The sequence below is a fragment of the Agromyces aerolatus genome, from assembly GCF_031432255.1.
Classification (GTDB): Bacteria; Actinomycetota; Actinomycetes; order Actinomycetales; family Microbacteriaceae; genus Agromyces.
In genome coordinates this window covers 131,701-150,641 of the sequence record NZ_JAVKGQ010000001.1, presented here as the reverse complement: position 1 = coordinate 150,641, position 18,941 = coordinate 131,701, and the positions used below count along the sequence as shown (strand labels likewise).

At 71.3% G+C, this 18,941-nt stretch carries 18 protein-coding genes; 14 read left to right on the top strand and 4 right to left on the bottom strand.

Annotated features, from left to right (window positions below; genetic code table 11):
- Window position 1: 1 nt before the first annotated feature.
- Genes RH864_RS00645 through guaA form a run of 4 tightly spaced genes read left to right on the top strand, consistent with a single transcriptional unit; the run spans window position 2 to window position 4,079 of the window.
- Window positions 2-1,195, top strand: coding sequence for an acyltransferase family protein (locus RH864_RS00645; protein WP_310515579.1), 1,194 nt, complete (start codon window positions 2-4; stop codon window positions 1,193-1,195).
- An 11-nt stretch (window positions 1,196-1,206) separates the two neighbouring features.
- A complete protein-coding gene (locus tag RH864_RS00640) occupies window positions 1,207-2,001 on the top strand; it encodes an SURF1 family protein (protein ID WP_310515578.1) in 795 nt (264 codons plus the stop codon).
- Between the two features lie 9 nt (window positions 2,002-2,010).
- Complete coding sequence (locus RH864_RS00635) at window positions 2,011-2,502, top strand: DUF3817 domain-containing protein (RefSeq protein ID WP_310515577.1); 492 nt, start codon at window positions 2,011-2,013, stop codon at window positions 2,500-2,502.
- Window positions 2,499-4,079, top strand: a complete 1,581-nt coding sequence (gene guaA, locus RH864_RS00630; RefSeq protein WP_310515576.1) for a glutamine-hydrolyzing GMP synthase — start codon at window positions 2,499-2,501, stop codon at window positions 4,077-4,079. The genes RH864_RS00635 and guaA overlap by 4 nt, the downstream gene beginning before the upstream one ends.
- 120 nt (window positions 4,080-4,199) lie before the next feature.
- On the opposite strand, the gene RH864_RS00625 is transcribed toward guaA, so the two are convergent.
- Entirely contained in the window at window positions 4,200-4,736 is a 537-nt protein-coding gene (locus tag RH864_RS00625) for a TetR/AcrR family transcriptional regulator (protein WP_310515575.1), read from the bottom strand.
- 79 nt (window positions 4,737-4,815) lie between these two features.
- Here RH864_RS00625 and RH864_RS00620 point away from each other — a divergent pair, with 79 nt between their 5' ends.
- The 3 genes from RH864_RS00620 to RH864_RS00610 all read left to right on the top strand — a co-directional run bounded on the left by RH864_RS00620 (window position 4,816) and on the right by RH864_RS00610 (window position 7,931).
- Window positions 4,816-5,973, top strand: a complete 1,158-nt coding sequence (locus RH864_RS00620; protein WP_310515574.1) for an NAD(P)/FAD-dependent oxidoreductase — start codon at window positions 4,816-4,818, stop codon at window positions 5,971-5,973.
- A gap of 127 nt (window positions 5,974-6,100) precedes the next feature.
- Window positions 6,101-6,532, top strand: coding sequence for a YciI family protein (locus RH864_RS00615; protein ID WP_310515573.1), 432 nt, complete (start codon window positions 6,101-6,103; stop codon window positions 6,530-6,532).
- A gap of 52 nt (window positions 6,533-6,584) precedes the next feature.
- On the top strand, window positions 6,585-7,931 hold the full coding sequence (locus RH864_RS00610) for an RNA polymerase sigma factor (protein WP_310515572.1): 1,347 nt from the start codon (window positions 6,585-6,587) through the stop codon (window positions 7,929-7,931).
- 241 nt (window positions 7,932-8,172) lie between these two features.
- Here the strand turns inward: RH864_RS00610 and RH864_RS00605 are convergent, their stop codons facing one another.
- Window positions 8,173-8,988 (bottom strand): Bax inhibitor-1/YccA family protein, encoded by an 816-nt coding sequence (locus RH864_RS00605; protein WP_310515571.1) that lies wholly within the window; start codon window positions 8,986-8,988, stop codon window positions 8,173-8,175.
- A gap of 163 nt (window positions 8,989-9,151) precedes the next feature.
- Between RH864_RS00605 and RH864_RS00600 the strand changes: the two genes are divergently transcribed.
- From RH864_RS00600 to RH864_RS00585, 4 genes are all read left to right on the top strand, one after another.
- The gene (locus RH864_RS00600) at window positions 9,152-10,192 is read left to right on the top strand and encodes a glycerophosphodiester phosphodiesterase family protein (protein ID WP_310515570.1); all 1,041 of its coding nucleotides are present in this window, start codon (window positions 9,152-9,154) and stop codon (window positions 10,190-10,192) included.
- 7 nt (window positions 10,193-10,199) lie between these two features.
- Window positions 10,200-12,698, top strand: a complete 2,499-nt coding sequence (locus tag RH864_RS00595; protein WP_310515569.1) for a UvrD-helicase domain-containing protein — start codon at window positions 10,200-10,202, stop codon at window positions 12,696-12,698.
- Window positions 12,695-13,237, top strand: coding sequence for an NUDIX hydrolase (locus RH864_RS00590; protein ID WP_310515568.1), 543 nt, complete (start codon window positions 12,695-12,697; stop codon window positions 13,235-13,237). The genes RH864_RS00595 and RH864_RS00590 overlap by 4 nt, the downstream gene beginning before the upstream one ends.
- A 215-nt stretch (window positions 13,238-13,452) precedes the next feature.
- Window positions 13,453-14,502, top strand: coding sequence for an FUSC family protein (locus tag RH864_RS00585; RefSeq protein WP_310515567.1), 1,050 nt, complete (start codon window positions 13,453-13,455; stop codon window positions 14,500-14,502).
- Window positions 14,503-14,667: 165 nt separating this feature from the next.
- On the opposite strand, the gene RH864_RS00580 is transcribed toward RH864_RS00585, so the two are convergent.
- Window positions 14,668-15,528, bottom strand: a complete 861-nt coding sequence (locus RH864_RS00580) for a DUF72 domain-containing protein (RefSeq protein ID WP_310515566.1) — start codon at window positions 15,526-15,528, stop codon at window positions 14,668-14,670.
- 55 nt (window positions 15,529-15,583) lie between these two features.
- Window positions 15,584-16,033, bottom strand: coding sequence for a hypothetical protein (locus RH864_RS00575; RefSeq protein ID WP_310515565.1), 450 nt, complete (start codon window positions 16,031-16,033; stop codon window positions 15,584-15,586).
- 209 nt (window positions 16,034-16,242) lie between these two features.
- Between RH864_RS00575 and sucC the strand changes: the two genes are divergently transcribed.
- The 3 genes from sucC (at window position 16,243) to RH864_RS00560 (ending at window position 18,940) form a co-directional block, all read left to right on the top strand.
- Window positions 16,243-17,406: an ADP-forming succinate--CoA ligase subunit beta gene (gene sucC, locus RH864_RS00570; RefSeq protein ID WP_310515564.1), complete on the top strand. Its 1,164-nt coding sequence runs from the start codon at window positions 16,243-16,245 to the stop codon at window positions 17,404-17,406.
- A gap of 26 nt (window positions 17,407-17,432) precedes the next feature.
- Entirely contained in the window at window positions 17,433-18,335 is a 903-nt protein-coding gene (gene sucD / locus RH864_RS00565; RefSeq protein ID WP_310515563.1) for a succinate--CoA ligase subunit alpha, read from the top strand.
- 107 nt (window positions 18,336-18,442) lie between these two features.
- Window positions 18,443-18,940, top strand: a complete 498-nt coding sequence (locus RH864_RS00560; protein ID WP_310515562.1) for a hypothetical protein — start codon at window positions 18,443-18,445, stop codon at window positions 18,938-18,940.
- Window position 18,941 lies beyond the last annotated feature (1 nt).

Genomic DNA, 18,941 nt, shown 5'->3' with positions numbered 1-18,941 from the left:
CGTGAGCATCTCGGCACCCCGCAACAACTTCACGTTCGTCATGCTCGCCGCGGCGACGCTCGTCTCGGTACGGCACTCGGCGATCCTGCTCGGTCCCGACGCGTCGACCGCGGTCCTCTCGGGCCTGCCGCCGATCGGCATCTACGTGCTGTTCGCGGTCAGCGGTTACCTCGTCGCCGGCAGCTGGCGTCGTCGCCCCGGCGCCGGGCGGTACCTCGTCGAGCGCGCCGCGCGCATCTTCCCGGGGCTGATCGCGGTCGTCCTGGTCACGGTCTTCCTGGTCGGTCCGCTGACCTCCGAGTTCGCCGTCGACGCCTACCTGCGCGACGTCGGCACCTGGGAGTATCTGCTCAACCTGCTGCTCAACCCGCAGTACGGTCTCCCGGGCGTCTTCTGGCAGAACTCGTGGAGCGCGGCCGTCAACGGCGTGCTCTGGTCGATCCCGGCTCAGGTCCTCGCCTACCTCACGGTGCCCCTCGTCGGGCTCGCGCGGCGGGGCACGCCGCGCGCGCTCACGTGGCTCGTGCTCGCCGCGGCCGTGGCGGTCGCGTCGCTCCTGCCCGAGACGCACGACGTCATCGTCTGGGGCAACGCCATGCAACCGGTGTGCGACATCCTGCCGTGCTTCTTCGTCGGGGCCGCGCTCCGCGAGCTGCCGCGCAGCCCCGGCGCGTGGGTCGGCGTCCCGGCGCTCGTCGCCTACACGGCGATCACGGTCTTCTCGCCCGAACCCATCCACCTGGCGAGCTGGGTGCTGCTGCCCGTGGCGGCGGTCGGCATCGGCCGGTCGTCGTTCCCCGTGATCCGGTCGGCCGGGCGATGGGGCAACCCCGCGTTCGGGGTGTTCCTCACCGGGTTCCTCATCCAGCAGGTGCTCATCGCGGGCTTCGGCAACAGCACCGCCTGGGTGAGCCTGGTGCTGACGCTCGTGCTCGCCTTCGCGTTCGGCTCGATCCTGCTCGTGATGGTCGAGCGGCCCACGATCCGGCTGGTGCAGCGGTGGACGCGTGGCGAGCCCGCGGTCGCGGCCGCGGCGGCGCCCTCGGGTGAGGCGTCCGCGTTCGGCGAGCCGACGGCGCCCGGCGACGCATCCGAGCACACCGAGGCATCCGCCCGGCCCGACGCAGGAGCCCAGCCCGAGCCCGCCGCCCCCAGCCAGGCGACCGCGCAGGTCGCCGGCGGCCGGCCCGACTAGACTGGTCGCCGATGCTCCGCATGATGCTGCGCCCGCGCTGGGTGCTCGCGCTCCTCCTCGCGCTCGGCGTCGCCGCGGCATTCGCGGCGCTCGGCCAGTGGCAGATCGAGCGTGCCGTCGAGCAGGCCTCCGTCGAGATCGCCCCCACCGAAGACGTCCGGCCGTTCGCCGGGCTGGTCGACCCCGACACGCCCACGTCGCAGCTGGCGACGGGGCAGATGGTCGAGGTCACCGGTCGGTACGTCGCAGGCGACACGGTGCTGGTCGACGGCCGGCTCAACGACGGCGAGGCGGGAACCTGGGTGGTCGCGCACCTCGAGGTGACGGATGGCCCGGCCGGGGGCCTGCCCGTCGCGATCGGCTGGGCGGCCGAACGCGACGACGCGCAGGCGGTGCTCGACCGGTTCGACGCGCTGACCGGGCCCGATGAGGTCACGATCACCGGACGGTTCCTGCCGAGCGAGGCGCCCATGCTCCCCGAGGACGACGCCGACCCGCACACCATGCAGACCGTCGCGGTCGCGCAGCTCATCAACCTGTGGGCCGACTACGACGACCAGCCCGTGTACTTCGGCTACGTGACGGCCGCCGACCCGGTGGACGGGCTCGTCGCGATCTCGTCGCCGCCGCCCGAGCAGGCCGTCGAGGTCAACTGGCTCAACATCTTCTACGCCGTCGAGTGGGCGCTGTTCGCCGGGTTCGCGGTGTATCTCTGGTACCGGCTCGTGCGCGACGCGGTCGAACGCGAACGCGAGGAGGCGGCCGAGGCCGCCGAGCAGGAACTCACCGCACCGACCGGCACGTAGACTGGACCCATGCCCCTCGAGCCCAAACTCGCCGATCTGCCGCGCATTCGCGGGGCGCTGCGGTTCTACCAGGTCGCCTCGGTCATCACCGGCGTGATGCTGCTGCTGCTCTGCGCCGAGATGCTGCTGAAGTACGTCTGGCACTTCGAGCTCTACGGGTTCGGGTCCGGCGGCTTCCTGTCGTTCCAGCCCGTCATCGAGACCGCGCACGGCCTCGAGTCGACCGGCGACGGCGTGAACCTCTCGACGGGCATCCTCATCGCGCACGGCTGGTTCTACGTCGTCTACCTGATCAGCAACTTCCGGATCTGGAGCCTGATGCGCTGGCCGTTCATCCGGCTCATCGTGCTCGCCCTCGGCGGCGTCATCCCCTTCCTCTCCTTCTTCCTCGAGGCCCGCATCGGCCGTGAGGTGAACGCCTACCTCGCGCGGCGCAGCGCCGAGGCCGCGACCACGCCAGCCACGCCAGAAGAGCCCGAGCCCATGGAGGCCGCCCAGTGAGCCACGAGACCGAGCAGCGTCCCGTCCTCGTCGTCGACTTCGGAGCCCAGTACGCGCAGCTCATCGCGCGGCGCGTGCGCGAGGCATCCGTGTACTCCGAGATCGTGCCGCACACCGTGACCGCCGAAGAGGTGCGCGCGCTCAACCCGGTCGGCATCGTGCTGTCGGGCGGGCCGTCGTCGGTCTACGAGGAGGGCGCGCCCGCGCTCGATCCCGGCATCCTCGAGCTCGGGGTGCCGACGCTCGGCATCTGCTACGGGTTCCAGGTCATGGCGCAGCAGCTCGGCGGCGAGGTCGCGCACACCGGGCAGCGCGAGTACGGCGCGACCGACGTGACCGTGCGCACGGACGACGACAACTCGCTCGTCGGCGGCCAGCCGTCGGCACAGACCGTCTGGATGAGCCACGGCGACTCGGTCGCTCGCGCACCCGAGGGGTTCGAGGTGCTCGCGTCGAGCGCCTCGACGCCGGTCGCGGCGTTCGCGAACGATGAGCTCGGCTTCTACGGCGTGCAGTGGCACCCCGAGGTCAAGCACTCGCCGTTCGGGCAGGCCGTCATCGAGAACTTCCTGCACCGGGCGGCCGGCATCCCCGCCGACTGGAACGCGGGCAACGTCATCGCCGAGCAGGTCGCCCGGATCCGCGAGCAGGTCGGGTCCGCGCGGGTCATCTCGGCGCTCTCGGGCGGTGTGGACTCCGCGGTGTCCACCGCGCTCGTCCACGAGGCCGTCGGCGACCAGCTCACCGCGGTCTTCGTCGACCACGGTCTGCTGCGCAAGGGCGAGCGCGAGCAGGTCGAGCAGGACTATGTCGCCGCGACCGGCGTCAACCTGGTGACCGTGCACGCGGCCGACACCTTCCTGGCGGCGCTCGAGGGCGTCAGCGACCCCGAGCAGAAGCGCAAGATCATCGGGCGCGAGTTCATCAGGGCGTTCGAGCAGGCCGAGCGCGACCTCATCGCCGAGGCGGCCGCGTCGGGCGAGAAGGTGAAGTTCCTCGTGCAGGGCACCCTGTACCCCGACGTCGTCGAATCGGGCGGCGGCACGGGCACCGCGAACATCAAGAGCCACCACAATGTCGGCGGGCTCCCCGAAGACCTGCAGTTCGAGCTCGTCGAGCCGCTGCGCACGCTGTTCAAAGACGAGGTGCGCGCGATCGGCCGCGAGCTCGGCCTGCCCGAGGGGATCGTCGGCCGGCAGCCGTTTCCGGGGCCAGGCCTCGGCATCCGCATCGTGGGCGAGGTCACCCGTGATCGTCTCGCTCTGCTCCGCGAGGCCGACGCGATCGCGCGCGAGGAGCTGACCGCCGCGGGCCTCGACCAGGAGATCTGGCAGTGCCCGGTCGTGCTGCTCGCCGATGTGCGCTCGGTAGGCGTGCAGGGCGACGGCCGTACCTACGGCCACCCGATCGTGCTGCGCCCGGTGTCCTCTGAAGACGCCATGACCGCGGACTGGACCCGCCTGCCGTACGATGTGCTCGCGCGCATCTCGAACCGCATCACGAACGAGGTGCCCGAGGTGAACCGGGTCGTGCTCGACGTGACGTCGAAGCCGCCGGGCACCATCGAGTGGGAGTGACGGCGGTCACGTTCCGTCTGTCGCGCCACGTGTGACGTTTCGCGCCGGGTCGGACGGTCGTGGCGGGCGCTGTTGGTCGGACCTGGCGCAGTTGCGTGAGACCCGCGCGGCGGGTCGCCGTCAGGCGAGCAGGGCGCGGATGGCGCGGCGGTGCGGGGCGAGGTCGAGCGGCTCGTTGCGCCGCGCGGTGACCTGGTGGAAGAGCATCCCGTCGCAGTAGTCGGCGAGCCAGCGGGCGCGCTCGGCGGGATCGGCGATCTCCGCGTGCGCGAGCATCTGCTCGGCCAGCGCCATGAACCGGCGGTGTCCGGCCGCGATCGCCTCGGGCTCGGCGATCGAGACGGCGAAGCGCGCGCGGGTGAGCCAGGCCTGCGGGCCGGCGAACACGCCGAGGTACCTCGTGAGCAGATCGGCGAGCTCGTCGGCGTCTGCCGGGGGTGGCATGTCCCGGTCGGCGTCCCAGACCGCGAGGTCGCGCTGCTCGAGTCGCGCGATGACGGCGTCGACGAGGGCGTCCCGCGTGCGGTGGTAGTTCGAGGTCGTGCCGAGCGGCACGCCCGCACGCTGGTCGACCGCGCGGTGGGTGAGTCCTTTGAGGCCGTGTTCGGCCACGAGCTCGAGGGCGGCGTCGGCGACCTGGGCGCGTCGATCCTGCATTCCGCGAGTGTAGCCACTTCGGGACGGCTGGCACTACATTTGTCGTGACGTGCCACTACAAAAGTAGTAGCCTACGGGCATGGACCAACGACGCACCGTGACCATCGCGGGCGGAGGCATCGCGGGCCTCGCGCTCGCCGCAGCCCTCGACCCGGCGCGCTTCGACGTGACGATCGTCGAACCCAGGGCCGAGCTTCCCGAGGTCGCGACCAGTCTCGCGATGTGGCCGGAGGCCCAGCGTGCGCTCACCGAGCTCGGCATCCTCGACGGGCTCGCCGCCGCGAGCCCGCACATCACTCGGTTCCCCATCCGCCGGATCGACGGGCGCCCGTTCGTCGCATCCGAGGTGCCCGAGTCGCCGCTCATCGGCCGTCGGGACCTGCTCGGGGCGCTCGAGGCCGCCGTGCCCGCCGGCGTGCGCCGGGTCCGCGCCCGGTTCGGCGAGGCCGAGGCCGGCAGTCGAGACGGCCGAGACGGCCGGGATGGCCGGGATGGCCGAGGCGGCCGAGGCGGCCGAGGCGGCCCGGGCGGTGGCCTCGTCGTCGGCGCCGACGGCGTGCACAGCGCCGTGCGGCGCCTCGTCTGGCCCCAGCAGGCGCAGGCCGTCGCGACCCCGTTCCTGGCCGTGCGCGGAGTCCTCACCGAGCCCACCGATCCTGCCGATCAGGGGGAGTACTGGGGGAGGGGGCAGCTGGTGGGCGTCGGCCCGCACCGCTCGGGCACGAACTGGTACATGTCGTTCCGGTCATCGCTCGGCCCGCGCGACGTCGACGTGGCCGCGGCACTCGACGAGGCGCGGGCGCACCTCGGCGCGGCCGGGCGGACGGCGACCGCCCTCCGCCGCACGCTCGACGCCGCGACGCCGGCCACGACGCTCGCCCAGCGGATCTGGGTGTCGCCCGCGCTGCCGAGCTACGTGCGTGACCGGAACGTGCTCATCGGCGATGCCGCACACGCCATGACGCCGAACCTCGGACGCGGCGGGTGCGAGGCGCTCGTCGACGCCGTGACGCTCGCCCGCCTGCTCTCGGCCGGGCCGACCGAGGGCGCGCTCGCGGCGTACGACCGTGAGCGCCGCCGGCGAACCCGCCGGCTCGCCGTCATGTCGTCGCGGGTGATGCGCGTCGCGACGGCCGATCGCGCGCAACCCCTGCGCGATCTCCTGCTCACGGGCGTCTCGCTCGTCGCGGGCGGCGGTCGCGCCCGGCACGGATGGGAGTCGGCGCCCGCCCGCTGAGCACCCGTCGACGGGTGCCGGAAAAATTCCTGAGAAAGTTCGGGCGACGTGTCGATCCCGAGGCTTCCCGTTCGACGTCCTGAATGAGAGGGTCGAGAAGCGGCCCCCACCATCAAGGAGAATCACCGTGAGCAAGTACATGCTGATCATGCGTTCGAACGACGAAGCCGTCGCGGCCTACGAGGAGCTCGACTTCAACGAGGTCATCGCGGCGATGGGCCGGTACAACGAGGCGATGATGAAGGCGGGCGTCCTGCTCGCGGGCGAGGGGCTCAGCGACGCGAGCGAGGGTTTCGTGGTCGACTTCGACAGCGAGACGCCGCTCGTGACCGACGGCCCCTACGGCGAGACCAAGGAGCTGTTCAACGGGTTCTGGATCCTCGAGGTCGCGTCGAAGGAGGAAGCGGCGGAGTGGGCCAAGCGTGCCCCGCTCGGCCCGGGCGCGAAGCTCGAGGTGCGCCGCATCACCGGCCCCGAGGACTTCCCCCAGGACAACGAGTGGGTGCAGAAGGAAGAGGGCTGGCGCAAAGAGCAGGAGGAGCGGGCGGCCCGGTCCTGATCGCGGCCCGGCCTGATCGCAGGCTCGGCCTGATCGGCGGATCAGTTCCCAGATGACGGATGCCTCGGCCACGCGCCGCGCGGACGACGAGTCCGCGCGGCGCGCCGTCGTCGCCGTGTGGCGCATCGAGTCCGCGCGCATCGTCGCGACGCTCACGCGCACGGTCGGGGACTTCGGGCTCGCCGAGGACCTCGCACAGGAGGCGCTGGCCGACGCGCTCGCGCAGTGGCCCGAGCAGGGCGTGCCCGCGAACCCCGGCGCCTGGCTCACCGCGGTCGCCAAGCGCAAGGCGATCGACGGCTGGCGGCGCCGCGAGCGCTACGACGAGCGCATCGCCGCGATCGCCCACGACCTCGAGGCCGAGCAGCGGGTCGCGGCGGAGGCGACGCCCTGGGACCCCGACGCGATCGACGACGACGTGCTGAGGCTCGTGTTCATCGCGTGCCATCCCGTGCTGTCGCGCGAGGCCCAGGTGGCGCTCACCTTGCGTGTGGTCGGCGGCCTCACCACGGACGAGATCGCCCGCGCGCTGCTCAAGCCCACGACGACCGTGCAACAGCGTATTGTGCGCGCGAAGAAGGCCCTCGCCGAGGCCGACGTGGCGTTCGAGACACCCGGGCGGGACGAGTTCGCCGCGCGCCTCGCGGGGGTGCTCGGCGTGCTGTACCTGATCTTCAACGAGGGCTACGCCGCGAGCTCGGGCGCCGACTGGATGCGGCCCGAGCTCAGCGTGGAGGCGTTGCGCCTCGCGCGCGTGCTCGCGGGCCTCGTGCCGCGCGAACCCGAGGTGCACGGGCTCATCGGGCTCATGGAGCTCACCTCGGCGCGGTTCCCCGCACGCCTGGACCGCGACGGCGCACCGATCCTGCTCGCCGATCAGGACCGCCGTCGCTGGGACCGCTCGGCGATCACGCGCGGCCGGGCCGCGCTCGCGCGCGCCGACGAACTGGCGCGCGCGCGATCGAGCAGCGCCGACGCCGCAGGAGGCGCCGTGCCCGGCGTGCCGGCCGCGGCGCCGCGCGGCGCGTACGCGTTGCAGGCCGCGATCGCCGAGCAGCACGACATCGCGCCCACGGTCGAGGAGACCGATTGGGCCGCCATCGTCGCGGTGTACGACGCGCTCGCCGAACTGACGAGCTCACCGATCGTCGACCTGAACCGGGCGGTCGCGGTCTCGATGGCGTCGGGGCCCGCGGCGGGGCTGGCGCTCGTCGACGCGCTCGCCGATGACCCGCGGCTCCGGATGTCCCACCTCGTGCCGAGCGTGCGTGGCGAGCTGCTCGCGCGGCTCGGGCGCGACGGCGAGGCCCGGGCCGAGTTCGCGCGCGCGGTGGAGCTCACTCAGAACGCGCGCGAGCGCGCGGTGCTGCTCGCGAAGGCCGCCGTCGGCCCAGGCTGAGGCCCGATCGCGAGTTCCGAGGCGCCCCGACGTCAGGGCGCGAATTCCTTGCTCAGGAACCTACGCCCGACATGCCGCAGCTGAGCCCTGGGGAGCCGGCGCGTTGGCGCGAGCTTCCTGAGCAAGGAACCGCGAGTGCGCAGTGCGACCCCGCGCGACGGAAAGCTGCGCCCGGGAAACGCAGAACGGGCCGCCCCGAAGGGCGGCCCGTTCTGGAGGTGCGTCAGCTCTGGAGCATCCGTCAGTCGCCGGATTGCACGATCGCGAGCATGCGCAGGATCTCGATGTAGAGCCAGATGACCGTGACCATGATGCCGAACGCGGCGGTCCAACCGTACTTGCGGGGCGCGCGGTTGCGCACGCCCTGCTGGACGAAGTCGAAGTCGAGCACGAGCGAGTACGCGGCGAGGATCACGACGAACACGCCGATGATCACACCCCACGGGATGCCGAACAGGAAGCTCGGCTCGCTGCGGAGGCCGAACGCGCTGTCGGTGCCGCCGAAGATCATGAGCCCGAAGTTCACGAGCGAGAACACGGCGTAGCCGATCATCGCGATGAGGAAGATCTTCGTGGCCTTGGCCGAGGCGCGGATCTTGCCCGACGCGAAGAGCGCGAGCGTCACGCCGACCACGACGAGCGTCGCGAGCACGGCCTGACCGACGACGCCGGGCACGATGGTCTCGAAGAACACCGAGATCGCGCCGACGAAGACGCCCTGCACGGCCGCGTAGGTGAGGATGAGCGCGGGCGAGGGCTCGCGCTTGAAGCTGTTGACGAGGCCGAGCACGAGCCCGACGATCGCGGCGCCGATCCAGAGCCACGGCATCGCAGCCGCCGTGAACCAGCCGATGGCCGCACCGACGAGCAGGATGCCGAAGGAGAGCCCGGACTTGGCGATCGTGTCCTCGACGGTCATGACCTCGCGGTCGTTCAGCGTCGCAGGCCGGTCGTAGATCTCCTGGAGATCGGAGGCGGACACGTTCTGTGCTGCAGCCACCGCCCCTTGCTTGGAGAACGCCTCGTTGCGTGAGAAGGCGGGGTTGTCGAGAGCCATTGCTGTGGTTCCTCTGCTTTCGGCTGTGGGTGTCGGGTGGAGGGGAATCGAGCGGACGATCCCGTCCGCCTCAGTCCAACCTACCGTGATATGCCGTGATAACGCCGAGAGTTCGCGCGCTGTTCCCGGTCGCGGGCGCGGTAGGCGTCGCTACGCTGGCCACATGCTGGGCGATTCCGCGGAGCATCCGCTCGTCATCGGGCACCGCGGCGCGCCCGGATACCGGCCGGAGCATACGTCCGCGTCGTACGAGCTCGCATTCGCGCTCGGCGCGGACGCGGTCGAGCCCGACCTCGTCGCGACGCGCGACGGCGTCCTCGTGCTGCGGCACGAGAACGAGATCAGTGGCACGACGGATGTCTCGGGCCGCCCCGAGTTCGCCGGCCGGCGGACCACGCGTGAGGTCGACGGGCGGGTGCTCACCGGCTGGTTCACCGAGGACTTCACGTGGGCGGAGCTCGCGACGCTCAGGGCCACGGAGCGTCTCGGTGCGCTGCGTCCGCTGTCGGCCAGCTTCGACGGACGCTTCCCGATCATCCGGTTGCGCGACCTGTTCGAGATCGTCGATCGCGCCGCGAGCGAGCACGACCGGATGCTCCGGCTCGTCGCCGAGTTCAAGCATGCGACGCACTTCGCGGGCCTCGGCCTGCCGCTCGACGACCTGTTCGCCGCCGAGCTCGAGGCCGCGGGCTGGGGGTCGGGCGACGAGCGCCTGATCATGGAGTCGTTCGAGCCGACGCTCCTCGACCGGCTCGCCGAGCGCGGCCTGCACGGGCGGCGGGTGTTCCTGCTCGAGGACGCCGGGGCGCCCTGGGACCTGACCAGCGCCGGCGGGCGTGCGGCGCTGCGCTACGACCACTTCGCGACCGAGGCGGGGCTGCTGGCGCTCGCGGGGCGGTTCGACGGCGTGAGCGTCGGGAAGGCGCGGCTGCTCGCCGAGCCGCGCACCGAGGCCGTGCCCGGCCGTCCGCTCACCGGTGCCGAGCTCGTGGACGCCGCGCATTCGGCGGGGCTCGAGGTGTACACGTGGACGCTCCGGCCCGAGAACCGGTTCCTCGCGCCGGGCCGGCGGCGCGGCGCGGCGCGCGCGGGCATCGGTGACTGGCCGGGGGAGTTCCGGCAGATCATCGGGACGGGCGTCGACGGGCTCTTCCTCGACCATCCCGACCTCGGGGTCGCTGTCAGGGGTGCCGCCTACACTTGACGGCGACATGACCCTGATTCTCGACCCCGACGATCCAGCTGGCTGGCGCGAGGCGCCCGCCGTCCTCGCCCCCGACGCCGACCGTTCCGACGACCCGCTGACGGCGGGCCTGAACCCGCAGCAGCGCGAGGCGGTCGAGTACCGCGGCCAGGCGCTGCTCATCGTGGCGGGCGCGGGCTCGGGCAAGACCCGCGTGCTCACGCACCGCATCGCCGGCCTCATCCAGAGCCGCGAGGCATGGCCGAGCCAGATCCTCGCCATCACGTTCACGAACAAGGCCGCGGCCGAGATGCGCGAACGCGTCGAGGCGCTGCTCGGCGAGGGCGCGTCCGGCATGTGGATCTCGACGTTCCACTCGGCGTGCGTGCGCATCCTCCGCCGTGAGGCCGAGGCCATCGGGCTGTCGTCGACGTTCACGATCTACGACTCGGCCGACACCCGTACGGTGCTCAAGCGCATCATCAAAGAGCTCGACGCCGACACCATGGGCTTCACGCCCGCGAGCGCGCAGGCGAAGATCTCGAAGCTCAAGAACGAGCTCGCCGATGTCGAGAGCTACGCGCGCAACGCGAACATGAACGACCCGCAAGAGGTCATGTTCCTCGAGATCTTCCGGCAGTACACGCGTCGGCTGCGCGACGCGAGCGCGCTCGACTTCGACGACCTGATCGCCGAGACCGTGTACCTGTTCCGTGCGTTCCCGAAGGTCGCGGCGCTGTATCAGCGGCGGTTCCGGCACATCCTCGTCGACGAGTACCAGGACACGAACCACGCGCAGTACTCGCTCATCCGAGAGCTCACGCGGCCCGTCGCGAAAGCGCTCGTCGACGAGCTCGACGCGCACGGCGTGCTCGTGCGCGGACTCGTCGACCAGGCCGGCGAGATCCCCGGCGCCTCGCTCACGGTCGTCGGCGACTCGGATCAGTCGATCTACGCGTTCCGCGGCGCCGACATCCGCAACATCTCCGAGTTCGAACGCGACTTCCCGGGCGCGAAGGTCGTGCTGCTCGAGCAGAACTACCGGTCGACGCAGAACATCCTGTCCGCGGCCAACGCGGTCATCTCGAACAACTTCGACCGCAAAGACAAGAAGCTCTGGACGGCCGACGGCGACGGCGAGAAGATCGTCGGCTACACGGGGTACTCGGCGCACGACGAGGCGCAGTTCGTCACCGACGAGATCGAGGCCCTGCACCGCGCGGGCGTGGCCTACCGCGACATCGCGGTGTTCTACCGCACCAACGCGCAGACCCGTGCGCTGGAAGAGATCTTCGTGCGTTCGGCGGTGCCGTACCGGGTCGTCGGCGGTACGAAGTTCTACGAGCGTGCCGAGATCAAGGACGCGATGGCGTACCTCATCGCGGTCGCGAACCCGCTCGACGAGCTCGCGCTCCGCCGCATCCTGAACACGCCGAAGCGCGGCATCGGGCCCGCGACCGAGACGGCCATCGCGCAGTTCGCCGAGCAGAACGAGCTGACGTTCCGGCAGGCCATGCGCTCGGCGGGCGAGCTCGGCCTCGGGCCGAAGGTGACGAAGGCGATCACCGCGCTGGCCGACCTCCTCGACCAGGCCGCGGCCATGCTCGTGCCGACGCAGGAGGCGATCGCGGCCGGCACGAACGAGGGTGCGGCGAAGGTCTCCGACGTGCTCGTGTTCCTCGTCGAGCAGTCGGGGCTCCTCGAGACCCTCCGCACGAGCCGTGACCCGCAGGACGAGACGCGGGCCGAGAACGTCGAGGAGCTCGTGGCGCAGACGCGCGACTTCGATCGCGAGAACCCGCAGGCGACGCTCGTCGACTTCCTCACCCAGGTATCGCTCGTGGCCGCGGCCGACGAGCTCGACGACGCATCGGGCACCGTCTCGCTCATGACCCTGCACACCGCGAAAGGTCTCGAGTATCACGCGGTGTTCCTCACCGGCCTCGAGGAGGGCCTGCTGCCGCACCAGATGTCGGCCTCCGAACCGGGCGGCCCGGCCGAGGAGCGGCGACTGTTCTACGTGGGCATCACGCGGGCCAGGCAGCGGCTGTTCATCTCGCTCGCCATGAGCCGCGCCCAGTTCGGCGAGGTCGCGGTCGCGATGCCCAGCCGGTACCTGCAGGAGATCCCCGAAGACCTCGTCGACTGGAAGCAGTCGCCGGGCATGGCGACCAGCCGCGGCGGAACGCAGCCGCGCGCGCTGAACGCGAGGCGCGGCGGCGCGCCCGGCTCGGGCGGCGCGTGGGGCACCCGCAGTCGCGACCTCGAGCGGTTCAGCGTGACGAAGGACGCCGACGCGAAGACCGAGTGGGCGAATCGGGTCGCTCCGAACCGGGTCACCGGCAAGGTGCGCGACAACGGCGACCTGACGCTCGAGCCCGGCGACCGCATCCGGCACACCGACTTCGGCGAGGGCCGGGTCAACCAGGTCACGGGCGAGGGCGCGAAGCGCATCGCGCACGTGAACTTCGAGCAGGCCGGACCGAAGAAGCTGCTCATCAAGATCGCGCCGATCGAGAAACTGTGACCTGGCCGATCCGCGCCACCCGCACCGCGTACGAGAACCGCTGGATCCGGGTCCTCGAAGACCAGATCGTGAAACCCGACGGCGGCACCGGCATCTACGGCGTCGTCGAGATGCAGCACACCGCGGTGTTCGTGGTGGCCGTGACCGAGGCCGACGAGGTGCTGCTGGTGACCATCGACCGGCACACCGTCGGCCGTTCGGTGGAGGTTCCGGCCGGCAGCACCGACGGCGAGGACCCGCTCGTGGCGGCCCGTCGCGAGCTGCTCGAGGAGACCGGGTACGAGGCCGCCGAGTGGCGGAAGATCGGCCGCATGAATGCGCTCAACGGCATCGCCCGCGCGCCCGAGCACATCTACCTGGCGACCGGCCTGGCGCCGTCGGCCCACGCCGGCGAGAGTCAGGCCGAGGAAGGCATCAGCGACGTGCGTGCGGTGCCGTGGCCCGAGGTGACCCGCATGATCGAGGCCGGCGAGATCACCGACGGCGAGACCGTGGCGGCGCTCATGTTCGCCGCGGTCGCGCTCGGCCGCGTCTCGTGACCGGGTCGCCCGACGAATCGCCCGGGGCCGCCTTCGACGCCGGCCGCGACGCCGGCGCTGGCCGTGACGGCGGCGCTGGCCGTGATGGCGGCGCTGGTCGTGATGGCGGCGCTGGTCGTGATGGCGGCGCGGGCGGTGACGGCGGCGCCGACGGCGATACAGGAGCCGGCGCCGCGGCGCGAGCGGCAGCATCGAGGCGGCCGTGGTGGCGCGACGTGCGTGCCCTCGATCTCGAGGTGGCGGCGCGGGCAGCGGTCGCCGCGGTCGTGCCGCTCGCGATCCTCGTGGGCCTCGGTCACGTCGAGCTGGCACCGTATGCGGCGTTCGGCGGGATGACCGCGATCTTCGGACGCGGTGAGGCGTATCGGGGGCGGGTCCGTACGGTGTCCGTCGCGGCCGTGGCGCTCGTCGCGAGCGTCGCGCTCGGCGTCGCGGTCGCGGTCGCGAGCTCGGTCGATGCGTTCGGTCCCGGGGCGGCGGTGCCGCTCACGGCGGCGGCGCTGGTGCTCGTGCTCGTCGTCGGCGTGCTCACCGTGAACGTCGCGCGGCTCGGGCCGCCCACCCCGCTGTTCTTCGTGTTCGCCGTGCTCGTGTGCGCGAGCGTGCCGACGCCCGGCGACGAGGCCTGGTTGCGCATCGGCATCGCCGCGGCAGCGGCGGCGTTCGCCTGGGCGGTGAGCCTGTCGGGTTGGCTGCTCCGGCGGGCCGTGGCCCGCCCCGGGGCATCCGTGTCGCCGTTCAAGCCGTTGCGCTCGGCCGCGCCGGTCCGCTGGGGTGCGCTGCGGGATGCCGCGGTGTGGCGCGCGATCGCGCAACACGTCATCGGGGGGCTCGCCACCGGGGCGATTGCGCTGGCGTTCGGCATCGGGCATCCGTACTGGGCCGTGGTGAGCGTCGCCGCGGTCATCCCGCCCGCTGGGGCGGCGCACTCGGTGTCGCGAGCGTGGCACCGCGTGTTCGGCACGGTCGCGGGCGTGGTTGTGACATGGTCGATCCTGCTGCCCGACCCGGCGGTGTGGGTGCTCGTCCTCGTGGTGGCCGTTGCGCAGTTCGGCGCCGAGGTGTTCGTCGGGCGGCACTACGGCGTCGCGCTCATGTTCATCACGCCGCTCGCGCTCGTGGTCGCGCATCTTGGCCAGCCGGTGCCCGTCGGCACGCTGCTCGTCGATCGTGTCGTCGAGACCGCGCTCGGATGTGCCGTCGCGATCCTCGCCGTGCTCGCGGCCCGCGGCCTCACTCGCCGCGCCCCCTCCTCCTCTTCCTGACCGTGTTCCGGCGGGGCGGGCTCGCGTTGGAAGTCGAAAAGTGGGTTGGAAACCCGACAGGGGCGCATTCCAACCCACTTCTCGGCCTCGATCCCACCCTTACGCGCACACCCACTTTCGGCGGCGCGCACAGTTTTGGTGGCACACCCGCCTGCGCCGGCCGGGTCAGGCGTCGAGGCGTGCGATGAGGGCCATGGCGTCGAACGGGGCACGGACCTTGGCGTCGTTGTCGAAGTACACGTAGGCGTCGCGGCCGGAGGCGCGGTGGCCGCGCACCCAGTCGGCCCAGCGGTCGAGGGAGGCGTCGTCGTAGCCCGAGGCGTACAGCTCCTCCTCGCCGTGCAGCCGCGCGTACGCGAAGTCGGCCGTGGTCGCCGTCAGGCGCGGGTACCGGCCGGCCGTGTCGGCGACGACCGAGGCAACGCCGTGGCGGGCGAGCAGGTCGGTCCACGCCTCGGTCTCGAAGCTCGGATGCCGCACCTCGACCGCGTGCCGCACGGGCGCCGGGTCGTCGTGGTCGACCGCGAACCACAATCGGCCCTCCATGCGCTCGTCGTGCCCGGCCGCGAGAGCGGCCGCGGCGCCGCGCGTGCGCGGCAGCCGTGCCAGGAACGCGTCCAGCAGCGCCTCGTCGAACGCGAGCGTCGGCGGCAGCTGCCACAGCACGGGCCCGAGCGTGCCGTCGAGCGCGAGCACCCCGCTCGCGAAGAAGTTCGCGAGCGGGGCGTCGATGTCGCGCAGCCGCTTGATGTGGGTGACGAAGCGCGGCCCCTTCACTGCGAACACGAATCCCTCTGGCACCGTGTCGCGCCAGCGCTCCCAGCTCGCGGGGCGCTGCAACGAGTAGAACGACCCGTTGACCTCGATCGAGGTCAGCCGTTCCGACGCGTACGCGAGCTCGTCGGCCTGCCGCAGCCCCTTCGGATAGAACGCCTTCCGCCAGCGCGGGTACACCCACCCCGAGATGCCGACGAACGCGCGCGCCTCGGGCGCGTCGCGAGCGGCCGGGGCCGAGGCATCCGTCATGCCCGCCAGTCTCGCAGCGTGGTGCGCGGGGCGACCGGGGCTTGCGCCCGGCTCGTCAGCTCGCCGTCTTCGTGCAGTGCAGGATGATGTACACGCTCTGGCGAAGACTGTCGAAGTTCGTGATGGTCGCCCAGAGGATGCCCGACGGGCTCAGCCCCTTCTCGGACACGTGAAGCGTGGCACCGGCGGTGGCGGCGAACACCGGCGTGGTCGGCAGGGCGACCGAGGCACGTATCTCGACGCCGCGGGGAATTCCATAGCCGCTGGCCGGGTGGAACTCGCGATCCGAGAGGTAGGGCCGATCGCAGGGGCAGGTCCACGCCGTGAACCACTTCGTCTCCATCCCCGATCCGCCGAACTTCCCCCAACCGGCGAGGACCTCGACGGTATCGCTCGCCGCAGCCCGCGCGGAGGGAACCGCGACCGGCTCGGCGCTCTGGACGCCCGGTCCGAGCGGGAGGGTCACGGCAAGTGACGCAGCGGCGATCGCGGAGAGCGTAGACATAATGTCAGTATACTCCAGGGCCTCACGGGCGGTGCCGGGCGCGAGCCCTCCGTCACGCGTTCTGAGGCGCCTCGCAAGGGGAGTACCATGGCAGACGGCCCGCGCGGATATCTCGACGTCGAGAGATCGACCGAGCGGGAGATCGAGGCCGGGCCATCACCCACCATCCCTGCGCGTCACCCGCGCGGAACGATTGGAAGCGATAGAGCGTGGATCTTTACGAGTACCAGGCCCGAGACCTCTTCGAACAGTACGGCGTACCGGTGCTCCCGGGCATCGTCGCCGACACGCCTGAAGAGGTTCGCGCCGCGGCCGAGCAGCTCGGCGGCGTCGTCGTGGTCAAGGCCCAGGTCAAGACCGGCGGCCGCGGCAAGGCCGGCGGCGTGAAGGTCGCCAAGACGCCCGACGAGGCCGAGGAGGCCGCGAAGGCCATTCTCGGGCTCGACATCAAGGGGCACGTCGTCAAGCGCGTGATGGTCGCCGCGGGTGCGAAGATCGCGCAGGAGTTCTACTTCTCGGTGCTGCTCGACCGCGCCAACCGCTCCTACCTCTCGCTCACGAGCGTCGAGGGCGGCATGGAGATCGAGCAGCTCGCGGTCGAGAAGCCCGAGGCGCTCGCGCGCGTCGAGGTCGACCCCGGCACGGGCATCACGCCGACCAAGGCGCGCGAGATCGCGCAGGCCGCGAACTTCCCGGCCGAGCTCGTCGACCAGGTCGCCGACGTGTTCGTGAAGCTCTACGACGTCTACAAGTCCGAAGACGCCACGCTCGTCGAGGTCAACCCGCTCATCCTCGACGAGGACGGCAAGATCATCGCGCTCGACGGCAAGGTCACGCTCGACGAGAACGCCGAGTTCCGGCACGCGGGTCACGCGCTGCTCGAAGACAAGGCCGCGACCGACCCGCTCGAGGCCAAGGCCAAGGAGCTCGACCTCAACTACGTCAAGCTCGACGGCGAGGTCGGCATCATCGGCAACGGCGCGGGGCTCGTCATGTCGACGCTCGACGTCGTCGCGTACGCGGGCGAGAACCACGGCAGCGTGAAGCCGGCGAACTTCCTCGACATCGGCGGCGGCGCGTCGGCCGAGGTCATGGCCAACGGCCTCTCGATCATCCTCGGCGACCCGCAGGTCAAGAGCGTCTTCGTGAACGTCTTCGGCGGCATCACCGCGTGCGACCAGGTCGCGAAGGGCATCGTCGGCGCGCTCGCCGAGCTCGGCTCGACGGCGAACAAGCCGCTCGTCGTGCGCCTCGACGGCAACAACGTGGCCGAGGGCCGCCGCATCCTCGAGGAGGCCGCGCACCCGCTCGTCACCCTCGCCGAGAACATGGACCAGGGCGCCGACAAGGCCGCCGAGCTCGCGAACGCGTAAGCGCCGAAGACAAGGACTGAACTCCAGTGACCATCTTTCTGAACCAGGACTCCAAGGTCATCGTCCAGGGCATCACCGGCGGCGAGGGCTCGAAGCACACCGCGCGCATGCTCGCGGCGGGCACCCAGGTCGTCGGCGGCGTCAACGCCCGCAAGGCGGGCACGACGGTGCTGCACAAGAGCAAGGACGGCGCCGACGTCGAGCTTCCCGTCTTCGGCTCGGTCGCCGAGGCGATCGAGGCGACGGGGGCGGATGTCTCGATCGCCTTCGTCCCGCCCGCCTTCACGAAGGACGCGGTGATCGAGGCCATCGACGCCGAGATCCCGCTGCTCGTCATCATCACCGAGGGCGTGCCCGTGCAAGACTCGGCCGAGTTCTGGGCGTACGCCAAGGAGCAGGGCGGCAAGACCCGCATCATCGGCCCGAACTGCCCGGGCATCATCAGCCCCGGTGAGTCGCTCGTGGGCATCACCCCGGCGAACATCACCGGCAAGGGCCCGATCGGCCTCGTGTCGAAGTCGGGCACGCTGACCTACCAGATGATGTACGAGCTCCGCGACCTCGGCTTCTCGACCGCGATCGGCATCGGCGGCGACCCGATCATCGGCACCACGCACATCGACGCGCTGGCCGCGTTCGAGGCCGACCCCGAGACCAAGGCGATCGTCATGATCGGCGAGATCGGCGGCGACGCCGAGGAGCGCGCGGCCGACTTCATCAAGGCGAACGTGACGAAGCCGGTCGTCGGCTACGTCGCGGGCTTCACCGCGCCCGAGGGCAAGACCATGGGCCACGCGGGCGCGATCGTGTCCGGCTCGGCCGGCACCGCGCAGGCGAAGAAGGAGGCCCTCGAGGCCGCCGGCGTCAAGGTCGGCAAGACGCCGTCCGAGACCGCGCGTCTGCTGCGTGAGGTCTACGCGGCGCTGTAGCGAAGCATCCGCTCACCGCTGACACGCGAGCCCCGACGGCAGTGCCGTCGGGGCTCGCGCGTTGCCGACCGGGTGCACGCGAAAATTCGCTACTGTATATTAGAACTATGAAGGCGGAAATTCGATCGTTCGCCGCGTGCGTCGCCGCTGCCGCCGTCTGCGTCTGCGCGACGCTCGGGGCGGTCTCGCCGGCTTCCGCGGCGGCCCGCGTGCAGCCCCACGAACCATCCGAATCCGGCCATGTTGCGGCGTCGCCGAGGGTTGACGAATATGTCATCGTCGACGGCGAGGTGCCGGTGGGGGAGAGCGTCCTCATTCCTCCGTTCACGTGCCCGTCGGAAACCCCCTACATCCTCGACGGCGATCACGAGTCCTCCTTCAATGTGTTCAAGGGCGTCGACGTCGAGGTGCCGTTCGGCGTGACCCTCTCGCTCTGGTACTCCGGCATCACGGACGACGATCCGCTCGACGGCGTCAGTCGCCTCCGCGGGTGGGGCGTCGACTGGGGGAACCAGATCACCAATGTGATCCACTTCTACTCCGCCAGGGTGAAGGTGACGGTGCACTGCACGAGCAATCCTGCGGACGCCAGCCGGGGGAAGTAGC

Excerpts from the sequence above, each read along its gene's own strand:
- RH864_RS00640 (WP_310515578.1), top strand. The coding sequence starts at position 1,207 with ATGCTCCGCATGATGCTGCGCCCGCGCTGGGTGCTCGCGCTCCTCCTC.
- RH864_RS00635 (WP_310515577.1), top strand. The coding sequence starts at position 2,011 with ATGCCCCTCGAGCCCAAACTCGCCGATCTGCCGCGCATTCGCGGGGCG.
- RH864_RS00625 (WP_310515575.1), bottom strand. The coding sequence starts at position 4,736 with ATGCAGGATCGACGCGCCCAGGTCGCCGACGCCGCCCTCGAGCTCGTG.
- RH864_RS00620 (WP_310515574.1), top strand. The coding sequence starts at position 4,816 with ATGGACCAACGACGCACCGTGACCATCGCGGGCGGAGGCATCGCGGGC.
- RH864_RS00610 (WP_310515572.1), top strand. The coding sequence starts at position 6,585 with ATGACGGATGCCTCGGCCACGCGCCGCGCGGACGACGAGTCCGCGCGG.
- RH864_RS00605 (WP_310515571.1), bottom strand. The coding sequence starts at position 8,988 with ATGGCTCTCGACAACCCCGCCTTCTCACGCAACGAGGCGTTCTCCAAG.
- RH864_RS00600 (WP_310515570.1), top strand. The coding sequence starts at position 9,152 with ATGCTGGGCGATTCCGCGGAGCATCCGCTCGTCATCGGGCACCGCGGC.
- RH864_RS00595 (WP_310515569.1), top strand. The coding sequence starts at position 10,200 with ATGACCCTGATTCTCGACCCCGACGATCCAGCTGGCTGGCGCGAGGCG.
- RH864_RS00580 (WP_310515566.1), bottom strand. The coding sequence starts at position 15,528 with ATGACGGATGCCTCGGCCCCGGCCGCTCGCGACGCGCCCGAGGCGCGC.
- RH864_RS00575 (WP_310515565.1), bottom strand. The coding sequence starts at position 16,033 with ATGTCTACGCTCTCCGCGATCGCCGCTGCGTCACTTGCCGTGACCCTC.
- RH864_RS00560 (WP_310515562.1), top strand. The coding sequence starts at position 18,443 with ATGAAGGCGGAAATTCGATCGTTCGCCGCGTGCGTCGCCGCTGCCGCC.